The organism is Massilia pinisoli (genome assembly GCF_024753285.1).
Lineage (GTDB): Bacteria > Pseudomonadota > Gammaproteobacteria > Burkholderiales > Burkholderiaceae_D > Telluria > Telluria pinisoli.
Map to the genome: position 1 here is coordinate 1 of NZ_JANUGW010000013.1, position 20,039 is coordinate 20,039.

At 66.5% G+C, this 20,039-nt stretch carries 14 protein-coding genes; 7 read left to right on the forward strand and 7 right to left on the reverse strand.

What is annotated here, in order from left to right; genetic code table 11:
* Positions 1–3: 3 nt before the first annotated feature.
* Both NX784_RS17380 and NX784_RS17385 read right to left on the reverse strand, forming a co-directional pair.
* Complete coding sequence (locus NX784_RS17380; RefSeq protein ID WP_258817957.1) at positions 4–1,017, reverse strand: cation diffusion facilitator family transporter; 1,014 nt, start codon at positions 1,015–1,017, stop codon at positions 4–6.
* Complete coding sequence (locus NX784_RS17385) at positions 1,014–1,343, reverse strand: ArsR/SmtB family transcription factor (protein WP_258817958.1); 330 nt, start codon at positions 1,341–1,343, stop codon at positions 1,014–1,016. The genes NX784_RS17380 and NX784_RS17385 overlap by 4 nt, the downstream gene beginning before the upstream one ends.
* Positions 1,344–1,588: 245 nt before the next feature.
* Here NX784_RS17385 and NX784_RS17390 point away from each other — a divergent pair, with 245 nt between their 5' ends.
* From NX784_RS17390 to NX784_RS17400, 3 genes are all read left to right on the forward strand, one after another.
* Positions 1,589–6,124: an RHS repeat-associated core domain-containing protein gene (locus NX784_RS17390; RefSeq protein WP_258817959.1), complete on the forward strand. Its 4,536-nt coding sequence runs from the start codon at positions 1,589–1,591 to the stop codon at positions 6,122–6,124.
* Positions 6,124–6,294 carry a hypothetical protein gene (locus NX784_RS17395; protein WP_258817960.1) on the forward strand — a complete coding sequence of 57 codons (171 nt, stop codon included), beginning with the start codon at positions 6,124–6,126 and terminating at the stop codon, positions 6,292–6,294. Before NX784_RS17390 ends, NX784_RS17395 begins: the two co-directional genes overlap by 1 nt.
* Before the next feature lie 709 nt (positions 6,295–7,003).
* On the forward strand, positions 7,004–7,570 hold the full coding sequence (locus NX784_RS17400; RefSeq protein WP_258817961.1) for a lysophospholipid acyltransferase family protein: 567 nt from the start codon (positions 7,004–7,006) through the stop codon (positions 7,568–7,570).
* 3 nt (positions 7,571–7,573) lie between these two features.
* On the opposite strand, the gene NX784_RS17405 is transcribed toward NX784_RS17400, so the two are convergent.
* From NX784_RS17405 to NX784_RS17415, 3 genes are read right to left on the reverse strand one after another with little or no spacing between them, the layout of a single operon-like run.
* Positions 7,574–10,372: a M16 family metallopeptidase gene (locus NX784_RS17405; RefSeq protein ID WP_258817962.1), complete on the reverse strand. Its 2,799-nt coding sequence runs from the start codon at positions 10,370–10,372 to the stop codon at positions 7,574–7,576.
* A 15-nt stretch (positions 10,373–10,387) separates the two neighbouring features.
* On the reverse strand, positions 10,388–11,287 hold the full coding sequence (locus NX784_RS17410) for a metallophosphoesterase family protein (RefSeq protein ID WP_258817963.1): 900 nt from the start codon (positions 11,285–11,287) through the stop codon (positions 10,388–10,390).
* Positions 11,288–11,770 carry a CinA family protein gene (locus NX784_RS17415; protein ID WP_258817964.1) on the reverse strand — a complete coding sequence of 161 codons (483 nt, stop codon included), beginning with the start codon at positions 11,768–11,770 and terminating at the stop codon, positions 11,288–11,290.
* Positions 11,771–12,094: 324 nt separating this feature from the next.
* Between NX784_RS17415 and NX784_RS17420 the strand changes: the two genes are divergently transcribed.
* The 3 genes from NX784_RS17420 to NX784_RS17430 are packed head-to-tail and all read left to right on the forward strand — an operon-like array spanning position 12,095 to position 17,303.
* On the forward strand, positions 12,095–12,637 hold the full coding sequence (locus NX784_RS17420; protein ID WP_258817965.1) for a YfiR family protein: 543 nt from the start codon (positions 12,095–12,097) through the stop codon (positions 12,635–12,637).
* 4 nt (positions 12,638–12,641) lie between these two features.
* Positions 12,642–14,714, forward strand: a complete 2,073-nt coding sequence (locus tag NX784_RS17425; protein WP_258817966.1) for a sensor histidine kinase, YfiR-like protein-associated — start codon at positions 12,642–12,644, stop codon at positions 14,712–14,714.
* Between the two features lie 9 nt (positions 14,715–14,723).
* On the forward strand, positions 14,724–17,303 hold the full coding sequence (locus NX784_RS17430; RefSeq protein ID WP_258817967.1) for an EAL domain-containing protein: 2,580 nt from the start codon (positions 14,724–14,726) through the stop codon (positions 17,301–17,303).
* Between the two features lie 94 nt (positions 17,304–17,397).
* Here the strand turns inward: NX784_RS17430 and thiL are convergent, their stop codons facing one another.
* The gene (thiL, locus tag NX784_RS17435) at positions 17,398–18,372 is read right to left on the reverse strand and encodes a thiamine-phosphate kinase (RefSeq protein WP_258817968.1); all 975 of its coding nucleotides are present in this window, start codon (positions 18,370–18,372) and stop codon (positions 17,398–17,400) included.
* A gap of 26 nt (positions 18,373–18,398) precedes the next feature.
* Positions 18,399–19,343 (reverse strand): AraC family transcriptional regulator, encoded by a 945-nt coding sequence (locus NX784_RS17440; protein ID WP_258817969.1) that lies wholly within the window; start codon positions 19,341–19,343, stop codon positions 18,399–18,401.
* A gap of 126 nt (positions 19,344–19,469) precedes the next feature.
* On the opposite strand from NX784_RS17440, the gene NX784_RS17445 reads away from it, so the two are divergent.
* Positions 19,470–20,006 carry a carboxymuconolactone decarboxylase family protein gene (locus tag NX784_RS17445; protein WP_258817970.1) on the forward strand — a complete coding sequence of 179 codons (537 nt, stop codon included), beginning with the start codon at positions 19,470–19,472 and terminating at the stop codon, positions 20,004–20,006.
* Positions 20,007–20,039: the final 33 nt, after the last annotated feature.

The window sequence follows — 20,039 nt, forward strand, 5'->3', positions numbered from 1 at the left end:
GGCTCAATGCGGGTGCGGGTGAGCGCCGTGATCGTGATCGTGGCCGTGATGGTCGTGGTCATGATCGTGATCGTCGTGCGCATGCGCCTCAAGCCCATCGTGCAGGCTGCAGCTGCTGTGCTTGGTCGTGCCCTGCTCGACCTGCAGCGTGCAGTGGTGGATAGAAAAATACTCGCGCAAGTGGCCGATGATGTCGTCGATGGCCGCATCGCCCGGATAGCCGGCCGGCATGACGAGGTGGGCCGTCAGCGCCGTCTCCGTCGTGCTCATCGCCCAGATGTGGACGTCGTGCACTTCCGTCACGCCGGGTTGCGCGGCGAGGAACGCCGTCACGGCGGTCGCATCGACGCTGGCCGGCACGGCCGCCAGCACCATCTGGATCGACTCCTTCAGCAGCGACCACGTGCCGACGACGATCACGACGACGAGCAGGAGGCTCACGACCGGGTCGAGCCACGTCCAGCCCGTGTAGATGATGACGACGCCAGAGACGACCACGCCCAGCGACAGCACGGCATCGGCCGCCATGTGCTGGTAGGCGCCGCGCACGTTGATGTCGTCCTTGCTGCCGGCCACGAACAGCCAGGCCGAGAAGCCGTTGATCAGCACGCCGATGAAGGCCACGATGGACACCGTCGTGCCGGCCACCGGTTCCGGATGGGCGAAGCGGCGCAGCGCTTCCCAGGCGATGGCGCCGCACGCGACCATCAGCAGCAGCGCGTTGGCGAGGGCGGCCAGGATGGTCGTCCCGCGCATGCCGTACGTGAAGCGGCGCGTCGGCATGCTTTTCGTCAGCAGGGCGGCGCCCCAGGCGAGGCCCAGTCCGAGCACGTCGGACAGGTTGTGGCCGGCATCGGCCATCAGCGCCGTCGAGTTGGCGATGAACCCGTAGACGAATTCGATGGCGACGAAGGCCGTGTTCAGCGCGATCGCGAGGCCGAACGCGCGGCCGTTGTCGCCCGGCGCCGGGTGGTGATGGTGGCCATGTCCATGGCCGTGGGAATGATGGTGACTCATGCGTCCAGTCCGGTGGTTGGTTCGGCGACGGGTTCGGCGATGTGTTCGAACATGTTGGAAAGCAGGCCGCTGATGTGGGCGTCGGCGGCCGCATAGAACACCTGCTTGCCCTGGCGCTCCGCCTTGACGATGCGGGCCGCGCGCAGCAGGCGCAGGTGGTGGCTGACCAGCGAACTGGACAGGTTCAATGCCCCCGCGATGTCGCCCACCGCCGTCGGCTGCGCCAGGCAGGCGAGCACGATGCGCAGGCGCGTGGGGTCGCCCAGCAGGTGGAACAGGTCGGCGAGTTCGTCGACGGCATTGTCGATGTCGTGTGGGATGTTCATACTTAACGTGTGAAGAACTGTTCACATGCTAAGCGCATAGGTGTGGCGGGCGCAAGGGATATCGTTGTTCTCCTGCCGCCTGGTGTTGTCCGGCCACTGCTTGGTATTGCATCGATGCTTGGGGTCTCGCAAAGGCGAGTTCCAGTCCAGCAGTTATGTTTCCCATTGGAAAGTTAACTTTCTGGGAGCAACAAATGTCGAGACTATTCCAAAGCTTCACGCGAGCTAGGCCTCTTGCACACGCAATGCTCATTGTTTTCATGCTTACGTTGACAGGGCGTGTGAGCGCCGGTGAGACCGCGTTTCCAGTCGGAACGAAGGGGTGGTGGTATTACATTAATGCATACGCTTCCGGGTATGCGGCAAGTCCTGAAGAGGCATGCACACTGAACGCAAAAAATCATATGGGTACGCATTTGGTCGACATGAGTGCCCCTGTCGGCCCCGAACTCAGAATTCATTGCAAATATCCACATTTCTATGCAATCGGTGGCATAGACTGGTTTTCTTCAACGCATCTCGATTGTGAGTTTGGTTATCGACCAACTCCTGATGGTATTTGCGCAAAGGCGACTGAGCCTCCGCCTCCGTTAAGTTGTCAACAGGGCCAGCCCGGCTATGGAATCGGTAACCCAGTGATCGTGGCCAGCGGCGCCAAAGTGCAGAGTGAAACGGATTCGGTTGGCGCAGCGTCAAGTACTCTGAAGGTTGAGCGCACATATCGAGTTTTCAGAAGTGTGATCAATGGCACATCCGGAGGACAAGGCTGGTCGTTCTGGTTCGACCGTGCCTTCGTAGTCACGCAGCGAAGCGACGACGGACGCCCGACACTGATCGAGGCGGCGGACAGCGACGGCACATATCTGAAATTCGTCTGGAACCCCGCCATCCAAAAGTACGTATCAAGCTACGACAAGTCGGCAACCCTCGAGGCACTTACTTCCTCGTTCGACGACTGGTTGCTCACCTATCGGGGGCGGGTTGACCGATACCAGAAGCGCGTGGCAGGAGAAAGTACGGGTTTCGTTCTGGTGAGTTCCCGGAGACTGGACGGTTCCGTACAAAATTACATCTATAAACCGGGCAGCTTTCTCGTACAACAAATTACCGATGAACGTGGGCGAATTCTCGTCGTAACTTGGGGAGCAAATCACCAAGTCGCGTCAATCAGCGGCCCCGAAGGAAGTGTGCGCTATCAATACGATTTTCCCTGGGGCAGTTATCCATCATTTGGGCAATTCTTGCGCCTGACCTCCGTGCAATACGTCGATGCAGTCGGGGCATCGATCGGCACGAAGCAATACCATTACGAGGATCCAAACAATATATTCTTGCTAACGGGGATTGCCGACGAAAATGGGAACCGTTTCGCCTCCTACGCGTACGATAGCGCGGGCCGCGTCATCTCGTCCGAACATGGCGGCGGAGCCTATCGTTACAGCTTTGCTTATCCCGACAATAATAACCGCATTGTTACCGATCCCTTGGGGGCTCAACGCACGTTGGGGCTTCGATATATTAATGATGTGGGCTTGGTGACAGGCGAAAGTCAGCCCGGCGGATCTGGCTGCTCACCAGGATCAAGTGCTATTTCGCATGATGTGTCAGGTAGTATCAGTAGCCGGACCGATTTCAATGGCTACAAAATTTGCTATCAGCATGACTCGCGCGCTTTGGAAACGAGCCGGGTCAGTGGCCTCCTGAGCAGCGACGCCTGCCCGGCCAGCGGTACGTCCGCTCTGACCGGCAATAGTGCACGCCGCACGAGTACCCGGTGGCACCCAGACTTCCCGCTTCAAACTGCTGTAGCGGAGGTGGGGCGCATCACGACTTATCTCTACAATGGCCAGCCGGACGCTGCAGGAAAAATCGCCGAGTGTGCACACGGGGCAGTCTTGCCGAACGGGAAACCGTTGCCGCTGCTGTGCGCAATGACGATGCAGGCAACAACGGATGCGAACGGTGCGAACGGTTTTTCTGCCAAAAGCATCGGGACACCACGCGCCTGGACCTACACCTACAACGCCAACGGTCAGCTCCTGACGTCGACCGGTCCTCAAGATGCCAGCGGGCGCCGCGCGGTCGAGACGCGCACCTATTATCAGGATACGACTGCAACCCATTATGCCGGCGATCTGGCCAGTGTCACCAATGCCGCAGGCGAGGCGACTCAGTATCTCGCGTACTCGCCAGCGGGCTTGGCAACAAGTATCCGCCAGCCCAACGGGCAACTCGTGACGCTGGGCTATGGCCAAGGCGGACGCTTGCTGAACATTGCGATAGAAGATGGACACGGAAGCGTCGAGCGCAGTGAGTTCAAATACGACGCCGTCGGCAACCTGACCGGCGCAACGGCGCCAGATGGATCGTCGCTTACCTACGCCTACGATGCAGCCCATCGTCTGACCGATGTGGCCGACAATGCTGGCAATCGCAAACACCTCGACCTGGATGGCATGGGTAACGTCGTGCAGGAACAGCACTATGGCCCGGGTAGCGAACTGGCATGGAAACAGACGCGTTCGTTCGACGTACTGAACCGTCTCCAGTTCGAGCAGCGCGGGCTTCAACAGGCGGGAACGTCGTTTGAATACGATCGAAACGGTAATCTCACCAAGCTCATCGATCAGCTGGGCCGCAACACCACTAAACAGTACGACAGCCATAACCGCGTCTTGCGCGAGCAATTGCCTTCGCCCTCAACGAACGCCAGCCGCCCCAGCATCGATTACACCTATGACCGGCAAGACCAACTGCTCGCGGTGCAGGATCCCAAAGGCTTCGTGACGCGCTACACGTTCGATGGTTTTGGCGAACGAACCGTTCTCTCCAGCCCGGACACCGGCGTCAGCGCCTTCGTGTTCGATGGCGCTGGTAACCTGACGTCCAGCACGGACGCCCGCAGTGTCGTCACGCGCTATGCCTACGATGCGGCCGGACGTGTCACGCATGCCGGTACCAGCAGCTTCGAATTCGGCGCTCCCGGTACTGCAGGAGCTGGGCTCCTGATTGTCATGCATGACGATTCCGGGCAGACCGCATTCGGTTATGACGGCTTTGGCAGACTGATTTCCAAGACCCAGAGCGTCACCGGGATCAATGCTCGGACATTCAAGGTGGGATACGCCTACGGCGCGAGCGGTGCCGGCACCGGGCACGTGTCCTCGGTGACTTACCCCAGTGGGAACCGGATCGACATCGACTACGACAGCAGCGGGCGCCCGCACAGCCTGCGACTGCTGGCGCCCGGCGCGGCGCAGCCAGTCTTCCTGCTGAGCGAGATTAGCTACCGCCCGTTTGGCGCCGTGAGCGGCTGGACCTGGGGCATTGGCACGAACCAGTCGAACACCTACACGAGGGCATTCGATCTCGAAGGACATCTCGTCAGCTATCCGCTTGGCTATCCCGGCAAAAACGGCGTGATCCGGACCCTGCATTACGACGCGGCTGGACGCATTATGGGCACCACCCATACCGGTACCGCCCGCGCCAGTGCACTGGACCAGACCTATCATTACGACGACCTGGACCGACTGACGGGCTTCGATGCGGCCGGTACGCGTCAGCGATACGCCTACGACCTGAACGGCAACCGCTCACAGGTCACGTTCGGCAGCGCTTCCTATGCCTATACGCTCAATCCGACCAGCAACCGCTTGGACGCCACCGAGGGCCCCGCTCCGCGTAAGGTCAATACCTATGACAAAGCGGGCAACCTGACGGGTGACGGCACCATCAGCTACACCTATGGCGCCAACGGACGCATGGAAACCGCGTCGGCCGCCGGCATGACCACCCGCTATCGCTACAACGGACGCGGCGAGCGCGTCGTCAAGACTTCCTCCGCTGGCTCGACCTATTATGTCTATGACGAGCAGGGCCACTTGCTGGGTGAATACGACGCGACCGGTAAACCTGTGCAGGAGACGGTCTATCTGGACGACTTGCCGGTTGCGGTGATCAAGCCGGGTGTGTCCGGTCCCGCCGTCTACGATGTGTATGCTGACCATCTGCATGTGCCGCGCGTGCTGACACGGGCGAGCGATCAGCAGATGGTCTGGCGCTGGGACCATGCCGATCCGTTCGGTCTGCTTCCGCCCGATGAGAATCCGAGCGGGCTTGGAACGTTTATCTACAACCTGCGCTTTCCGGGGCAGGTCTTTGATAAGGAGACGAACAATCACTACAACTACTTCAGGGATTATGACCCGCAGACGGGGCGGTATGTCCAAAGCGATCCAATCGGACTAGCTGCTGGCATAAATACGTACATATATGTGGGAGGGGACCCGTTGTCGGTGATTGATCCCTATGGTTTGTGGGGTGTGGCAGATCTTCCAAGCATCCCGCAGCCCGCACTTGATTTCGCGACAGGCGTTGCGGATGCTGCGTCATTGGGCCTCGGACCTTTGGCACGTCAGGCTCTTGATATTAACGGTAGCGTGAACCGTTGTTCTAAGGCCTACGCGGCCGGAGAGTGGGCATCCGTTGCCCTTGGGGCCGGCCGTATGGCGTACGCGGGCATTGCAAAAGTCGGTGCCGCTGCTGCTGCAGACGGGGCGGCGGCCATAGCGTTCCGCAATGGACTGAAGCGCATTATGAGAGGACCGCTCGCAGGGTCCAATTATCGCATCAAGAATTACGAGGATTTGCTAGCCAAGTACGGCTCGGATGAAGCAATTCAAGCTGCGGCGGGAAGGACCAATTCGGCGGTGAATGCGGTCGGTGCAGATCTGGGAATTGGCGGCGCCGTCGATGCTGCAACTTGCGGATGCCACTGATGAAAAGAGCACTTTATATACTGACCTGGCTCGTCATTTCTTTGCTGGCCGGCGCGGTGGGCCACTATTTCTTCACGGTCAATTTTTGGGTAGCCTCATTGATCGCCGGGTTAGCGTTGATTGTAAACGGACTGATTGCTGAGTGGGAAGACCGTCGAGGTGATCGTTAAAGGCTAATGGCATGGCGGCGCATGCGTTAAATGCCTCGCTGGTCCGGTGCATCAAGCGTGCCAGCACAAGCAGCTTCGAAATGGCACTTCTGGTACTGCCGAAGCAAGGCGCCTGATTGTCATGCGTGACGAGTCCCGGCAGACCACGTTCGGCTGTGACGGCTTTGGCAGGCGGATATCCAAGACCCGGAGCGTCACCGGGACCGCTTTTCGGATCGAGATTGACTACAACAGCAGCGGGCGTCCGGTCAGTCTGCGACTGCTAGCGCCCGGCGATGCATCCAGTCTTCCTGCTCAGTGAGATTACCTACCGCCCGTTTGGTGCTGTGAGCGGCTAGACTTGGGGCACTGGCACGAACCCATTGAATACCTATGCCAGGGCATTTGACCTCGAAGGAAACCTCGTCAGCTATCCGCTTGGCTATCCCGGCAAAAACGACGTGATCCGGACCCTGCATTACGACGCGGCTGGACGCATTACCGTCACAATGAGTCAGGCGGGTTGTTGACCGAATGTCTTTGCCTCACGCAACATTACTGCCGGCGCTGCGATACAATTATCGTTGTCGCAAGAACGATCCGGACGAGCGCACACACAGCGGCTGCCTGTCCTAGACGCGCATTGCTCAATAATCCCGTTCCGCCCATGGCCAATACTTCGTCTGCCCCCACTAGATTGCCACTCTTCATCCGCGTGCTGAGAAGCCTCATGTCGCGCGTCGGCAAGGTCACGGTGACGGGGACCGAGCACCTGAATGGCCCGGTCGGAAAAATCATCGTCTGCAATCACGTAGGCTGGGCGGATCCGTTATGGATCGGCTACGCGGTCCTGCCGCGCGTGCTGCACCAGATGGCCAAAAAAGAGCTTTTCGATCACCCGATCAGCGGCTGGTTCGTACGCTCCGGAGGCGGGTTCCCGGTCGATCGGAGCAATCCTTCGACGGCCACCATCAAGCACGCGGTCTCGCTCGTCGAGCAGGGCAACCTGGTGCTGATCTTCCCCGTGGGGACGCGCAATCAGGACAATGCGGACGCCAAGCGGGGCGCCGCGACGATCGCGTTGCGCGCTCGCGGAGAAATCGTGCCTGCCCATTATCAGGGACCCGACCGGATCCGTTTCTCCGATCTGTTCCGCCGGCCGACGATTCGCATCACATTTGGCCCGGCCGTCGCCGTGCCGCCAGATGCCACCGTCAATAAAGTGACGGCGCTGCAGTTGACGAATGAACTCGACCAGGCGATGCAACTGGTATCGCAGCAAGCAGTGCCTGCCTGACGTTCACTGCACCTGCCCATCCGCATCGCGCACCTCCGGCGTGCCGAGCCCCAGCTTCTGCAACTGCGGCGCGATCGCGGCGCGGTCGCCCACGGCGATTACTTTCAGCCGGTCGGGCTTCAGCCACGTCTGCGCCGCCGCCTGCACCTGCGTCGCCGTCACGGCGCGGAACCGGTCGGGCAAGGTGCGCCAGTAGTCAGCCGGCAGGTCGAAGACGTACGTCTCGGCCAGGCTCGCGACGATGCCGCTGTTCGTCTCGAACCGGCCCGGCAGCGAATACACCTGCGAGTCGCGCGCGCCCGCGAGCTCGGGGGCCGGCAGCGGCTTGTCGCGTATGCCGTTCACTTCCTTGAAGATCTCCGCGACGGACGGCCCCGTCACGTCCGTGCGCACGCTGCCCGCGATCGTGAGCGGGCCCGGCGTGCGGTCGTAGCGGAACGCCGAGTACACGCCGTAGCTGTAGCCCTTTTCCTCGCGCAGGTTGAGGTTGATGCGGCTCGAGAACAGCCCGCCCAGCGCCGCGTTCATGACTTGCATGGCGGGGTAGTCTTGTGTCCTGCGCGCGGCCGCGATGGCCGTCACGCGCAGCGCCGTCTGCGGCGCGCCCGGCTTGTCGACGACGACGAGGCGCGCCTTGCTGCCTTCCGGATCGCCCACCGCCGACACGGCCGCGTCGGCACGTTCCCAGGCGCCGAAGCGCTTCTCCGCCAGCGCGCGCAGCTCGTCCAAGGTGATGTCGCCGGTGACGACGAGGGCCGCGTTGCCCGGCAGGTAGTGGCGGCGCCAGAAGCGCACGAGGTCTTCGCGCGTCGTGGCGCGGATCGCCCGCTCCGTGCCCAGCTGGCCGTAGCCGTACGGGTGGTTCGGGCCGTACAGCGCGCCGGCCGCCGCGACGGCGGCGACGAGGGCCGGATCGTCGCGCTGCTGCGTCAGGTCGCCCAGGCGCGCGGCGCGCTGGCGTTCCACTTCCGCGGTGGGGAAGGCTGGATGCTGGACGACGTCGGCCAGCACGTCCAGCGCCTGCCCGAACGTGGACCGCAGCGCGAGCAGCGACACGGTCGATGCGTCGTTCGACGCGGCGCTGCCGAGGAAGGCGCCGAGCTGCGCGACCTCGTCGGCGATGCGCGGTGCGCTGCGGGTGGCCGTCCCTTCCTGCAGCATCTGCGCCGTGTAGCCGGCGAGGCCCGGCTGGTCGCCCGGGTTGGCGTCGGAGCCGCTTTTCACGACCAGTTCCGCCGCCACGAGCGGCAGCGCGGGGTTCGGGTGGTGGATGACGGTCAGGCCGTTCGGCAGCGTGAACGACGCGCCCTGCGGCAGCGCGAAGCGGGGCGCCGGTCCCGGCTTCGGCGGCGTGCGGCGCCACGGTTCGTCGCGGTTGATGCCGGCGGACAGTCCCGTCTTCGACGCCTTCGGCGGGGGCGGCGTCGGCACGTCGGGCCCGAGGTCCGGCTTGCCCGGCACGCCGGAGACGATCACGCGCGCGTTCGGTTGGAGGTATGCCTGGGCCACGCGACGCACGTCGGCCGCCGTCACGCGGCGCAGGCGCTCGATGTCCTTCGGCAGGTAGCCGGGGTCGCCCGTGTACTGGTTGTACTGGTTGATCTGGTTCGCGAGGCCCGTGCCGCCCAGCTTCTCGATCCCCGTCAGCATGGCCGTCTCGATCGTGTTGCGGGCGCGCTCGATTTCCTGCTCGGATGGGCCGGTGTCGCGCAGCGTCTTCAGCTCGGCGTCGATGGCCGTTTCCAGCTCGGCCGCGTCGTGGCCCGGCCGCGCGGTGGCGTCGACGATGAAGGTCGACGTGAGGGCGTTCGAGTTTTGCGCCGCGGATGCCTCCTGCGCGATCTGCTGTTCGTACACGAGCGATTTGTACAGCCGGCTCGATTTGCCGCCGGCGAGGATCTGCGCGGTCACCTCCAGTTCCGCGTCGCCCGGCCGGAACGCGGGCGGCGTGAGCCACGCCATGTACACGCGCGGCAGCTCGACGCGGTCCGGCACGACGATGCGGCGCTCGCGCGTGATCGGGGGCGTGGCCACCTGCGGATGGACGACGGCCGCGCTGCGCTTGAAGCTGCCGAAGTACTTGGCCACGAGGGCGCGCGTTCTGGCCTTGTCGATGTCGCCGGCGATGACGATGCTGGCGTTGTTCGGGCCGTAGTAGCGCTTGAAGAAGTCGCGCACGTCGGCCAGCTTCGCGTTCTGGATGTCGGCGTGCGAGCCGATGACGGCCGCGTAATACGGGTGCGTCTTCGGGAACAGCGCGTGGTTCAGCGTTTCCTCGACGATGCCGTACGGGCGGTTCTCGACGCTCTGGCGCCGTTCGTTGCGCACGACGTCCTGCTGGTTCGACAGCGCGGTCTGGTCGAGCACGTCGAGCAGGTAGCCCATGCGGTCGGCGTGCACCCACAGCGCCAGTTCCAGCTGGTTCGACGGCACCGTGTCGTAGTAATTCGTGCGATCGTAGTCCGTGCTGCCGTTGCTGTCCGTCGCGCCCGCGCCTTCCAGCAGGCGGTCGGCGAGGCCGCGCGGCAGGTGCCGGCTGCCGGCGAACATCATGTGCTCGAACAGGTGGGCGAACCCCGTCAGTCCAGGCGCCTCGTTGGCGGGGCCGACGTGGTACCAGATGTTGACGGCCACGATGGGCAGCCGGTGGTCCTCGACGAGGATCACTTCGAGGCCATTCGGAAGCGTCGTCTTGTCGTAGCGGACCTGCGGCACGGCCGCCGCCGCACCGGGCTGCGCGAATGCGGCCGGCGCGCCCGCGCACAGCACCAGCAGGGACAGGGCGGACAGGAGGCGTTTCATGGGAACTCCGTTTTTTTAATGACAGGCGGCGCTGCCGTGGTCGGCCGGCGCGACGCCGAACGAATACAGCCGGGTGGACTCGACGAATTCCCAGCCGTAGCCGCCCGGGTACAGGCGCAGCCGGAGCACGCCGGTGCGGTTGCTGTCGCGGACTTCGCTGTGCGGCACGGTGAGCAGGAACGGCGTCGGATACGCGCCGCCCGTGCCGACGACGAACTGGCGGATCCCGCGCGCCGGGTCGAGCCGGCCGTCCGCGTCCTGCGGGGCGAAGCGTTCGTAATCGTGGTCGTGCCCGGACAGCACCAGTTCCGCGCCGGCGTCGTACAGCACCTGCCACGCGTCGTGCATCTTCGGGACGCTGCCATGGCCGCCCGAGCTGTACAGCGGATGGTGCCAGTAGGCGAGCGTGCAGTGCGCCGGATGGGCCGCCAGGTCGGCGCGCAGCCAGTCCAGCTGGGCCGCGTGCTGCGCCGGGGCCAGGTTGCTGTCCAGCGAGACGATGTGCCAGCCGCCGAGGTCGAAGCTGTAGTAGCCGCGGCCCGCGCGCTCGCCCCACCACGCGAAATAGGGCGTCGCGCCCGGCGTGTAGTACTCGTGGTTGCCGGGCGCGGGCCACGTGCGGTCCTTGAAGCGGCCCCACGTGGGCGCGTAGCAGTCGGTGAATTCGCGCGCCGCGCCGCGCGGGTAGGTCAGGTCGCCCAGCGCCAGCACGACGGCGCGCGGATCTTGCGCGAGCCCGGCCGCAACGGTGGCCGCGGTGTCGGCCGCGCCCGAATACGCGGGATCGGGATAGGCGCAGCGCGCGATGTCGCCGGCCGCGTACACGGTGACGCCCTCGTCGACGTCAGCGGCGGCGGCCGGACCGGCGAGCGCGGCAAGCAGCGCCGCCGCGGCCCGCATCGGCAAACCCCGCATTTACTCGAGGAGGCGCAGCAGCCCGGACAGCGCGTGCGCCACGGTCTGCTCGCGCACCGCGTGGCGGTCGCCGGAGAAAACGAGCCGCTCCGTGTACGTCGTATCGCCCTTCGACCAGCCGAAGCACACGGTGCCCACGGGCTTGCCGGGGACGGCGCCCGTCGGGCCGGCGATGCCCGTCGTGGATACCGCCACGTCGGCGTTGCTGTTGGCGACGGCACTTTCGGCCATGGCGCCAGCGACTTCCTCGCTGACGGAACCGAATTGCGCGATCAGCGCGGCCGGCACGTCCAGCATCTCGGTCTTGGACGCGTTCGAATACGTCACGAAGCCGCATTCGAACCAGCCGGTCGAGCCGGGGATTTCCGTGATGGCCTGGGAGACGCCGCCGCCGGTGCAGGATTCGGCGGTGGCCAGCAGCAGGCCCTTGGCTTCGAGTGCCCGGCCCACACGGGTGGCCAGGTCGAGGATGTCGTTCGTCACGTGTCGCTCCTTTGTATGATGGCGGCCGGGTGCGCCGCCAGGGTCTCCAGGATCAGTCGTGGGCGCGCCGCCGTGTGCCGGCGACAGGATCCGCAGCGCGCTCGGGTCCATTCTAGCGCGCCTTCCCGTGCGTGGCGTTGGAATCTTAACGAAAAGCCATGGCAGGGACGTTCTGTGCGACATCCCCCCCGGCCGTGCTGCTATCCTGCTCGACTTGCGGGCCGGCCGTGGGGCTCGCCCGCACCGTTGTCCACTGACCGAACCAGGACCTCGCATGCCGCTCGACCGTTTCGCGCATGGCCATCCGGGGCCGGCATACCCGTGATGGCGTCGTCCTTCTCAGCCGCGCGTCGCGCCCGCCAGGTGGCGCTGTGCCTGCTGATCCTCGCAGATGCCGCCCAGGCCCGGGCCGCCCCCGTTGCCGCTCCCGAGCGCAAGCTCAAGGCGGCCTACCTGTACCGCGTCGCCACGTTCGTCGACTGGCCGGACGCCGCATTCCCGCGTCCCGGCAGCCCATTGAAGGTCGGCGTCGCCGGCGATGACGCGCTGGCCGACGAGGCCGAGCGCTACATGGCGGGGCGCCTCGTCCACGGCCATTCGCTGGCCGTGCAGCGCATCGACCCCGCACGTGCCGTGCCGCCCGGGCTGCAGGTCCTGTACGTGGCGCCCGGGCCGGCGCGCACCCGCCTGCTGGACGCCGTGCGCAGCCGGCCCGTATTGACGGTCTGCGATGGCGCCCCCGTGCAGGGCTGCGTGATCGGGCTCGTGCAGGATGGCGCCCGCCTGCGCCTGCACATCGACCGGCCCGAGGCGCTGGCCGCGCAGCTGCGCATCAGCGCGCGCCTGCTGGCGCTGTCCGCGTGGTGACGCCATGATCCAGCCGCGCCGCTCCATCCGCGAAAAGCTCGTCACGATCGTCATGTCGACGACGCTCGCCGCGCTCGTCGTCTCGGTGGGCACCGTCGTCGCCTACGACCTGCGCAGCTACAAGCATGCGCTGCTGAACGACCTGGCGACGCAGGCGGAGCTGGTGGGCCACATGACGTCGGCCGCGCTGGCCTTCGACGATGCCCGGCTGGCGCGCGAGAACCTCGCGCTGCTGCGCAGCCGGCCGTCACTGCGCGCGGCCGCCCTCTACGACGAGCACGGTGCACTGTTCGCGACCTACGTCGCGCCGGGCGAGACGGGCGACTTCCCCGTGCGGCCGGCGAAGGGTGGCCGTCCCGTGCATGCGGGCGGCAAGGAAACCTATGTCGGCGCCGGCGACGAGCTGGTGCTGTACAAGCCGATCAGCGAGAACGGCGAGCTGCTCGGCACCGTCTACCTGCGCGCGCAGAACCAGCTGATGGAACGCATGCGCGACTACCTCGTGATCTGCGCGTGCGTCACGGTGCTCGCGCTGTTCACCGCATGGCTGCTCGTGCGGCGCCTCGGCCACACGATCACGACCCCCATCGACGCCATCACGAACATCGCGCGCGAAGTGGTGGCGCGGCGTGACTACTCGCGCCGCGCGCCGCGCATCAGCGAGGACGAGGCGGCGGAACTCGTCGACTCGTTCAACGCCATGCTGACCGAGATCGAGCAGCGCACGCGCGCGCTGGAAGACTCGAACCGCGAGATCGCACGCGAAGCCCAGGAACGCGCACGCGCGCAGCAGGAAGTGATGCGCCTGAACGAAGGCCTGGAAGCGCGTGTGCAGGAACGCACGGCCCAGCTGGAGCTGGCGAACTCGGAACTGGAGCTCGCGATCGAAGAGGCGCGCAATGCCAACCAGGCCAAGTCGGCGTTCCTGTCGTCGATGAGCCACGAGCTGCGCACGCCGCTGAACGCGATCCTCGGTTTCGCGCAGATCCTGGCGTCGAACGACATGCCGACGACGCCAGAACAAAAGCAGGAATTCGCGGGCCACATCCTGAAGTCGGGCCGCCACCTGCTCACCTTGATCAACGAGATCCTCGACCTGGCCAAGGTGGAGGCGGGCGCCGTATCGCTGTCGATGGAACCGGTGCCGCTCGCCGACGTGCTGGCCGAATGCCAGGGCATGATCGCGCCGCTGGCCGCCATACGCGGCGTGCGCGTGCTGTTCCCGGACGCGCCCACGGCCCGCGTGCAGGCCGACCGCACGCGCCTGAAGCAGGTCCTGCTGAACCTCTTGTCGAACGCCGTGAAGTACAACCGCGACGGCGGCGCCGTCGTCGTCGATTGCGCGCAGCCGGCGCCGCAGCGCCTGCGCCTGTCCGTGCAGGACACGGGCATGGGCCTGTCGCCCGAGCAGGTGGCGAGCCTGTTCCAGCCGTTCAACCGCCTCGGCCAGGAAGCGGGCACGCAGGAAGGCACGGGTATCGGCCTCGTGGTGACGCGCCGCCTGGTGGAATTGATGGGCGGCGAGATCGGCGTCACCAGCAGTCCCGGCGTGGGCAGCGTGTTCTGGATCGAGCTGGCCTGCGTCGACCTCGGCGCCGCCGCCGCCACCGCGGCCGAGACGCCGCCCGTCGCGCACGCCGGCGCCGCACCGGCCCGTGCCGACCGCGTCTCGGCCGCAAGCCCGGCCACCGTGTTGTACATCGAGGACAATCCGGCCAACCTGAAGCTGGTGCAGGAAATCGTGCGCTTCCGTCCCGACCTGCGGCTCGTGTGCGCGCCGGACGGCCACTTCGGCCTGTCGCTCGCGCGCAGCCACCTGCCCGACGTGATCCTGATGGACCTGAACCTGCCCGGCCTCTCCGGGTTCGAGGTGCTGGCGCAGTTGCGCCGCGAGCCGGACACCGCGCGGATCCCGGCCATCGCGGTGTCGGCCAACGCCATGCGCGCCGACATCGACCGCGCGCTGGCCGCCGGCTTCGCGCGCTACCTGACCAAGCCGATCGACATCGGCCAGTTCAACGAGGCCATCGACGGCGTGCTCGCCACCCGCGCCGTCGACGAGAAACAGCCCCAGTGAGGACGTTCCATGATTTCGCCTACCGACATCCGCCGCGCGCACATCCTCGTCGTCGATGACGAGCCGGTGAACGTGCAGCTGCTCGAATTCCTGCTCAAGTCCAGCGGCTACGAGCACGTCGCCAGCACCACCGATCCGCGCCAGGTGGCCGCGCTGCACCTGCAGCACCGCTACGACCTGATCATCCTCGACCTGCAGATGCCGCACATGGACGGCTTCCAGGTGATGGAAGCGTTGAAGCCGATGGAGCGCGAGTCGTGGCTGCCCGTGCTCGTCGTGACGGCGGAGCCGGACAAGAAACTGGCCGCGCTGGAGGCCGGTGCGCGCGACTTCATCGGCAAGCCGTTCGACACGGTCGAGGTCCTGACGCGCATCCGTAACCTGCTCGAAGTGCGCCTGTTCCACAAGGAGTCGCGCGACTACGGGGCGCGCATGGAGCGCACCGTGCGCGAACGGACCGCGGAGCTGCAGCGCTTCCGCGGCGCGATGGACGCGACGTCCGACGCCATCTTCCTCGTCGACGCGCGCACGATGGCGATGGTCGACGTCAGCGACGGCGCCTGCCGCATGCTGGGCTTTTCGCGCGAGGCGCTGCTGCGCATCGATCCGGTGGCGCTCGGCCTCGCGCAACGGCCGCAGCTGGAACGCTATGCCGACCCCGCGTCCGCGTCGCGCGAGCACGACATCGTCGAGACTGAGCTGCTGCGCGCGGACGGGCAGGGCGCCGTGCCGGTCGAGATCAGCTGGCAGCTGCAGCAGGAAGACGTCGACCGCACGCTCATTGCCGTGGCGCGCGACATCAGCGAGCGCCTGCAGGCGGCGCAGCGCCTGAAGCACATGTCGAACTACGACAGCCTGACGGGCCTGCCGAACCGCAGCCTGTTCTTCCACACGCTGCGCGATGCCATCGAGCTCGCGCAGGACAAGAACTGGCGCATCGCCGTCCTGTTCATCACGCTCGACCGCTTCAAGATCGTCAACGACTCGCTCGGCCCCGCGCTGGGCGACGAGCTGCTGCGCCAGTTCAGCACACGGCTGGTGCGCTGCGTGCGCCTGCGCGACACGATCGGACGCCTCGGCGGCGACGAGTTCGCGCTGATCCTCACGATGACGCGCGAGCAGACCGAGGACGAGGCCGTGAGCGTGGCCAACGAGGTGCGCGAGGCGCTGCGCGCGCCGTTCGACCTGAATGGCCAGCAGGCCGTGCTGACGGCCAGCATCGGCATCGCGATGTACCCGGACGACGCCACCGACCCCGGCACGCTCGTCAAGTACGCCGACGTGGCGATGGTGCGCGCGAAGGAGGCCGGCCGCGACGGCTACCGCTTCTTCACGGCCGGGATGAACGTGCAGGTGCTGGCGCGGCTGGAGCTCGAGCTGGCACTGCGCGGCGCCATCGACGGCGACCAGTTCGAGCTGCACTACCAGCCCAAGCTGGACCTGAACACGGGCCGCGTGAGCGGCGTCGAGGCGCTGCTGCGCTGGCGCCGTCCCGGCGTGGGCCTCGTGTACCCGGCCGAATTCGTTCCCTTGCTGGAAGACACGGGCATGGTCGTGCGCGTGGGCGCGTGGATCATCGGCGCGGCGTGCCGCCAGATCGCCAGGTGGATTCAGGACGGCGTGCGCGACGTGCGCGTGGCCGTGAACGTGTCGAGCCGCCAGTTCGTCGAGGGCGACCTCGAAGGCGACATCCGCGCCGCGCTCGCGGAACACCGCGTGGACCCGGGCCTGCTCGAACTGGAGCTGACGGAGAGCGCGCTGATGTCGAACTTCGAGCACACGGTGCAGGTGCTGGAGCGGTTGAAGGCGCTCGGGATCCGCATCGCCATCGACGATTTCGGCACCGGCTATTCGAGCCTGGCCTACCTGAAGCGCTTCCCGATCGACAAGCTGAAGATCGACATCGCGTTCGTGCGCGACATCACGACGAACCCGGACGACGCCGCGATCGCATTGGCCATCATCAGCATGGCGCACAGCCTGCACATGCAGGTGATCGCGGAAGGCGTGGAATCGCGCGCGCAGATGGCGCTGCTGCGCCGCCACCGCTGCGACGAAATCCAGGGCTTTCACTTCGCGCGCGCGCTCGCCCCCGCCGACCTGGCGCGGCTCGTGCTGGAAAACCGCGCCCAGCCCACGCGGCCGGCGGAGGACGACCGCAACGTCCAGACGCTGCTGCTCGTCGACGACGACGTCAATGTGCTGGGCACGCTGCACCGCCTGTTCAGGCGCGACAATTACCGCGTGCTGACGGCCGCGTCGCCGTCCGAGGCGTTCGAGCTGCTGGCGCTGTACCACGTGCAGGTGATCCTGTGTGACCAGAAGATGCCCGTGATGAACGGGACCGAATTTCTCAGCAAGGTCAAGGAGATGTATCCGGACACGATGCGCATCATCCTGTCCGGCTACACGGGCGTGGAGACGGTGCTCGACTCGATCAACCGCGGTGCGATCTACCGCTTTTATACGAAGCCGTGGAACGACACGGAATTGCGCGACAACGTGCGGCTCGCGTTCCGCCAGTACTGGCTCACGCACGGGCCGTACGACGATCGCAAGGCGCCACGCGGGGACGAAGAAGCCGCGTGACGGCGACGGGTAGGGTGGACGGCTCGGCCGTCCACCCTACGTGTTAGCCGACGTCGAAATGGCCCCTGCATCGTACGGTGGGCACGTTTCAACGTCACCCTGGACTGAAATGGTCCCAGCCCGCGAGCTGCAGATCGAGCGCCGCGCCTTCCGCATCGACCAGACGCAACCCTGGCTCCGCCGTGATCGTCCCTACGCGCGTCACGGCCGTGCCGCTGGCCGCGCCGGCCGCGATGATGGCGGCGCGCTTGTCCGCCGGCGCCGTGAAGCACAGCTCATAATCGTCGCCGCCCGCCGCCGCGAACCGGCGGCGCAGCGCGCGCGGCTGGCGGGCCAGCGCGGGCCCCGTGGGCAGCGCGTCGACGTCCAGCACGGCCCCCACGCGCGACGCGGCCAGGATGTGCTTCAAATCGCCCACGAGCCCGTCCGAGATGTCGAGCGCGGCGTGCGCGAGCCCGCCTTCGGCCAGCAGGCGGCCCAGCGCCACGCGCGGCGTCGGCGCGTGCATGCGCTGCGCGGTGGCCGCATGGTCGGCGGCGTCCAGCGCGACTTCGCTGCGGCGCGCGGCCAGCCACAGGCGCGCGTCGCCCAACGTACCCGAGATCCAGACGTCGTCGCCCGCGCGCGCGGCATCGCGGCGCAGCGCCCGGCCCGGCGCCAGTTCGCCGAAGATCGTGATGCAAACGTTCAGCGGGCCCTTGGTCGTGTCGCCGCCCACGAGCTCGCAGCCGTGGGCGTCGGCGAGCGCGAACAGGCCGCGCGAAAAGCCGTCCAGCCAGTCGGGGTCCGCCGCCGGCAGCGACAGCGCGAGGGTGAAGCCGAGCGGCGTCGCGCCCATCGCGGCGAGGTCGGACAGGTTCACGGCCAGGCATTTGTGACCCAGCAGCAGCGGGTCGGCGCCGGCGAAGAAATGGCGGTCCTCGACGAGCATGTCGGACGAGACGGCCAGCAGCTTGCCTGGTGTGGGCGCGAGCAGGGCGCAGTCGTCGCCCACGCCGAGGACGGTGTTGGCGCCGGGCGCGCGGTCGCGCTGGAAGTAGCGTTTGATGAGATCGAATTCGGAGAGCATCCCGCGATTCTAATCCGGGACGCCCGTCAGGCGGCAACCGCTGCCGGCGCCGCCGCGCGCGCCGCACGCCGGTAGCCGCCGGGGCCGACGCCGTAATGGCGCTTGAACACGCGGTTGAACGCCGCCTCCGACTGGTAGCCGACGGCCAGCGCCACGTCGCCCACGGCCCCTTCGCCGTGCAGCAGCGCGCGGGCGGCGCGTGCCATGCGCAGCTGGGTCAGCACGTCGGCCGGCGGCATCCCGCACAGGCGCGCGAACAGGCGCGCGAACGTGGCGCGCGACATGTGGCACGCCTCGGCCAGGTCTTCCACCTTCCACGCCCGCTCGGGCGATTCCAGCATCCGGGCCAGCGCATTGCCCAGGCGGCGGTCGGCGAGGACGGCGAACAGGCCGGGCGCCGCGCCGTCCGTGCCCGCCAGCCACGCGCGCAGCAGCAGCGCGAACAGGGCGCCGGACAGCTGGGCGACGACGACGTCGCCGCCGGGCCGGACCACCGTCGTCTCGTGCTGCAGCAGCCGCACGAGCGCGTGCAGGCCAGGGAAGTCGTCGGCGCGGCTGGCGCGCACGACCATCACGTCGGGCAGGGCGCGCACGAGGGCCTGGCGCGCGGCGCCTTCGAAGACGAAGCTGCCGCACAGGATGGCGGTCCCGGGGCCGGCGCCGCCGTTGCCCTTGCGTTGCAGCGGACCGTCGGCGGCGAGCGGGCGTACCGGCGCGGCGTCCGCGGCGGGACCCGCGTGTAGCCGGTGCGCGCTGCCGGCTGGGAAGACGACGACGTCGCCGGGGGCGAGGTCCAGCGTGGCGTGGCCCGGCACGTCGACGCGGGCGTCGCCTTCGACGATCACGTGGAACGGCGCCACGCCCGGCGTCGCGGCCGGTTCGTCCAGCACCCAGGGCGCGGCCAGCTCGCAGCGGATGTCGAGCGACGTGCGGATCGTGTACAGCGAGAGGAGGCGGCTCAAGGTGTCCATGTATTTTTCAGATGAGACGATCGGACAAATTATGGCAGCAAATCGGCATTCATTGTGCAGTCGACCGCGCCTAGACTTCTTTCCATGCCAAACGGCATTTCATCCACGAACGAAGAAAGGAAGATCATGAGCCGTCTGAATACCCTGGGTACCCACGCCACCGGCCGCACCGCCGAGCTGTTCGCCGCCGTCAAGGCCAAGCTGGGCAAGGTCCCGAATGCGTACGACGCGATCGGCAGCAACAGCCCCGTCGCCCTCGAGGCCCTGCTGCACTTCGATGCGAAACTGGCGGACACGAGCCTGTCGAAACGGGAAATCGAGGTGGTCAAGCTGGCCGTCAGCGAAGTGAGCGGTTGCGACTACTGCGTGGCCGCGCACACGCTCGCGGGCAAGGCCGCCGGCTTGTCGTCGGACGGGGTCCTGGCCGCGCGCCGCGGCACGCCGGGCGGCGATGCGAAGCTGGATGCGCTGTCGACCTTCGTGCGCGCCGTCGTGGGCAGCCGCGGCACCGTGGCGCAGCCCGTCGTGGATGCCGTCAAGGCGGCCGGCTACACGGACGAGCAGGTCGTGGACACGATCTTCGCGATCACGAGCATCACGTTCACGAACCTCGTCAACCGCATCAACGACACGGCGCTGGACTTCCCGAAAGCGCCCGCCTGACGCGGGCGATGGGGCGGGTTGCCATGCTACCCG

What these genes read in the sequence shown, in the direction of transcription:
- NX784_RS17390 (WP_258817959.1), top strand. Translation starts at nt 1,589, where the DNA reads ATGCTCATTGTTTTCATGCTTACGTTGACAGGGCGTGTGAGCGCCGGT.
- NX784_RS17420 (WP_258817965.1), top strand. Translation starts at nt 12,095, where the DNA reads ATGGCGTCGTCCTTCTCAGCCGCGCGTCGCGCCCGCCAGGTGGCGCTG.
- NX784_RS17410 (WP_258817963.1), bottom strand. Translation starts at nt 11,287, where the DNA reads ATGCGGGGTTTGCCGATGCGGGCCGCGGCGGCGCTGCTTGCCGCGCTC.
- NX784_RS17440 (WP_258817969.1), bottom strand. Translation starts at nt 19,343, where the DNA reads ATGGACACCTTGAGCCGCCTCCTCTCGCTGTACACGATCCGCACGTCG.
- NX784_RS17400 (WP_258817961.1), top strand. Translation starts at nt 7,004, where the DNA reads ATGTCGCGCGTCGGCAAGGTCACGGTGACGGGGACCGAGCACCTGAAT.
- NX784_RS17430 (WP_258817967.1), top strand. Translation starts at nt 14,724, where the DNA reads ATGATTTCGCCTACCGACATCCGCCGCGCGCACATCCTCGTCGTCGAT.
- thiL (WP_258817968.1), bottom strand. Translation starts at nt 18,372, where the DNA reads ATGCTCTCCGAATTCGATCTCATCAAACGCTACTTCCAGCGCGACCGC.
- NX784_RS17445 (WP_258817970.1), top strand. Translation starts at nt 19,470, where the DNA reads ATGAGCCGTCTGAATACCCTGGGTACCCACGCCACCGGCCGCACCGCC.
- NX784_RS17405 (WP_258817962.1), bottom strand. Translation starts at nt 10,372, where the DNA reads ATGAAACGCCTCCTGTCCGCCCTGTCCCTGCTGGTGCTGTGCGCGGGC.
- NX784_RS17380 (WP_258817957.1), bottom strand. Translation starts at nt 1,017, where the DNA reads ATGAGTCACCATCATTCCCACGGCCATGGACATGGCCACCATCACCAC.
- NX784_RS17395 (WP_258817960.1), top strand. Translation starts at nt 6,124, where the DNA reads ATGAAAAGAGCACTTTATATACTGACCTGGCTCGTCATTTCTTTGCTG.
- NX784_RS17425 (WP_258817966.1), top strand. Translation starts at nt 12,642, where the DNA reads ATGATCCAGCCGCGCCGCTCCATCCGCGAAAAGCTCGTCACGATCGTC.
- NX784_RS17385 (WP_258817958.1), bottom strand. Translation starts at nt 1,343, where the DNA reads ATGAACATCCCACACGACATCGACAATGCCGTCGACGAACTCGCCGAC.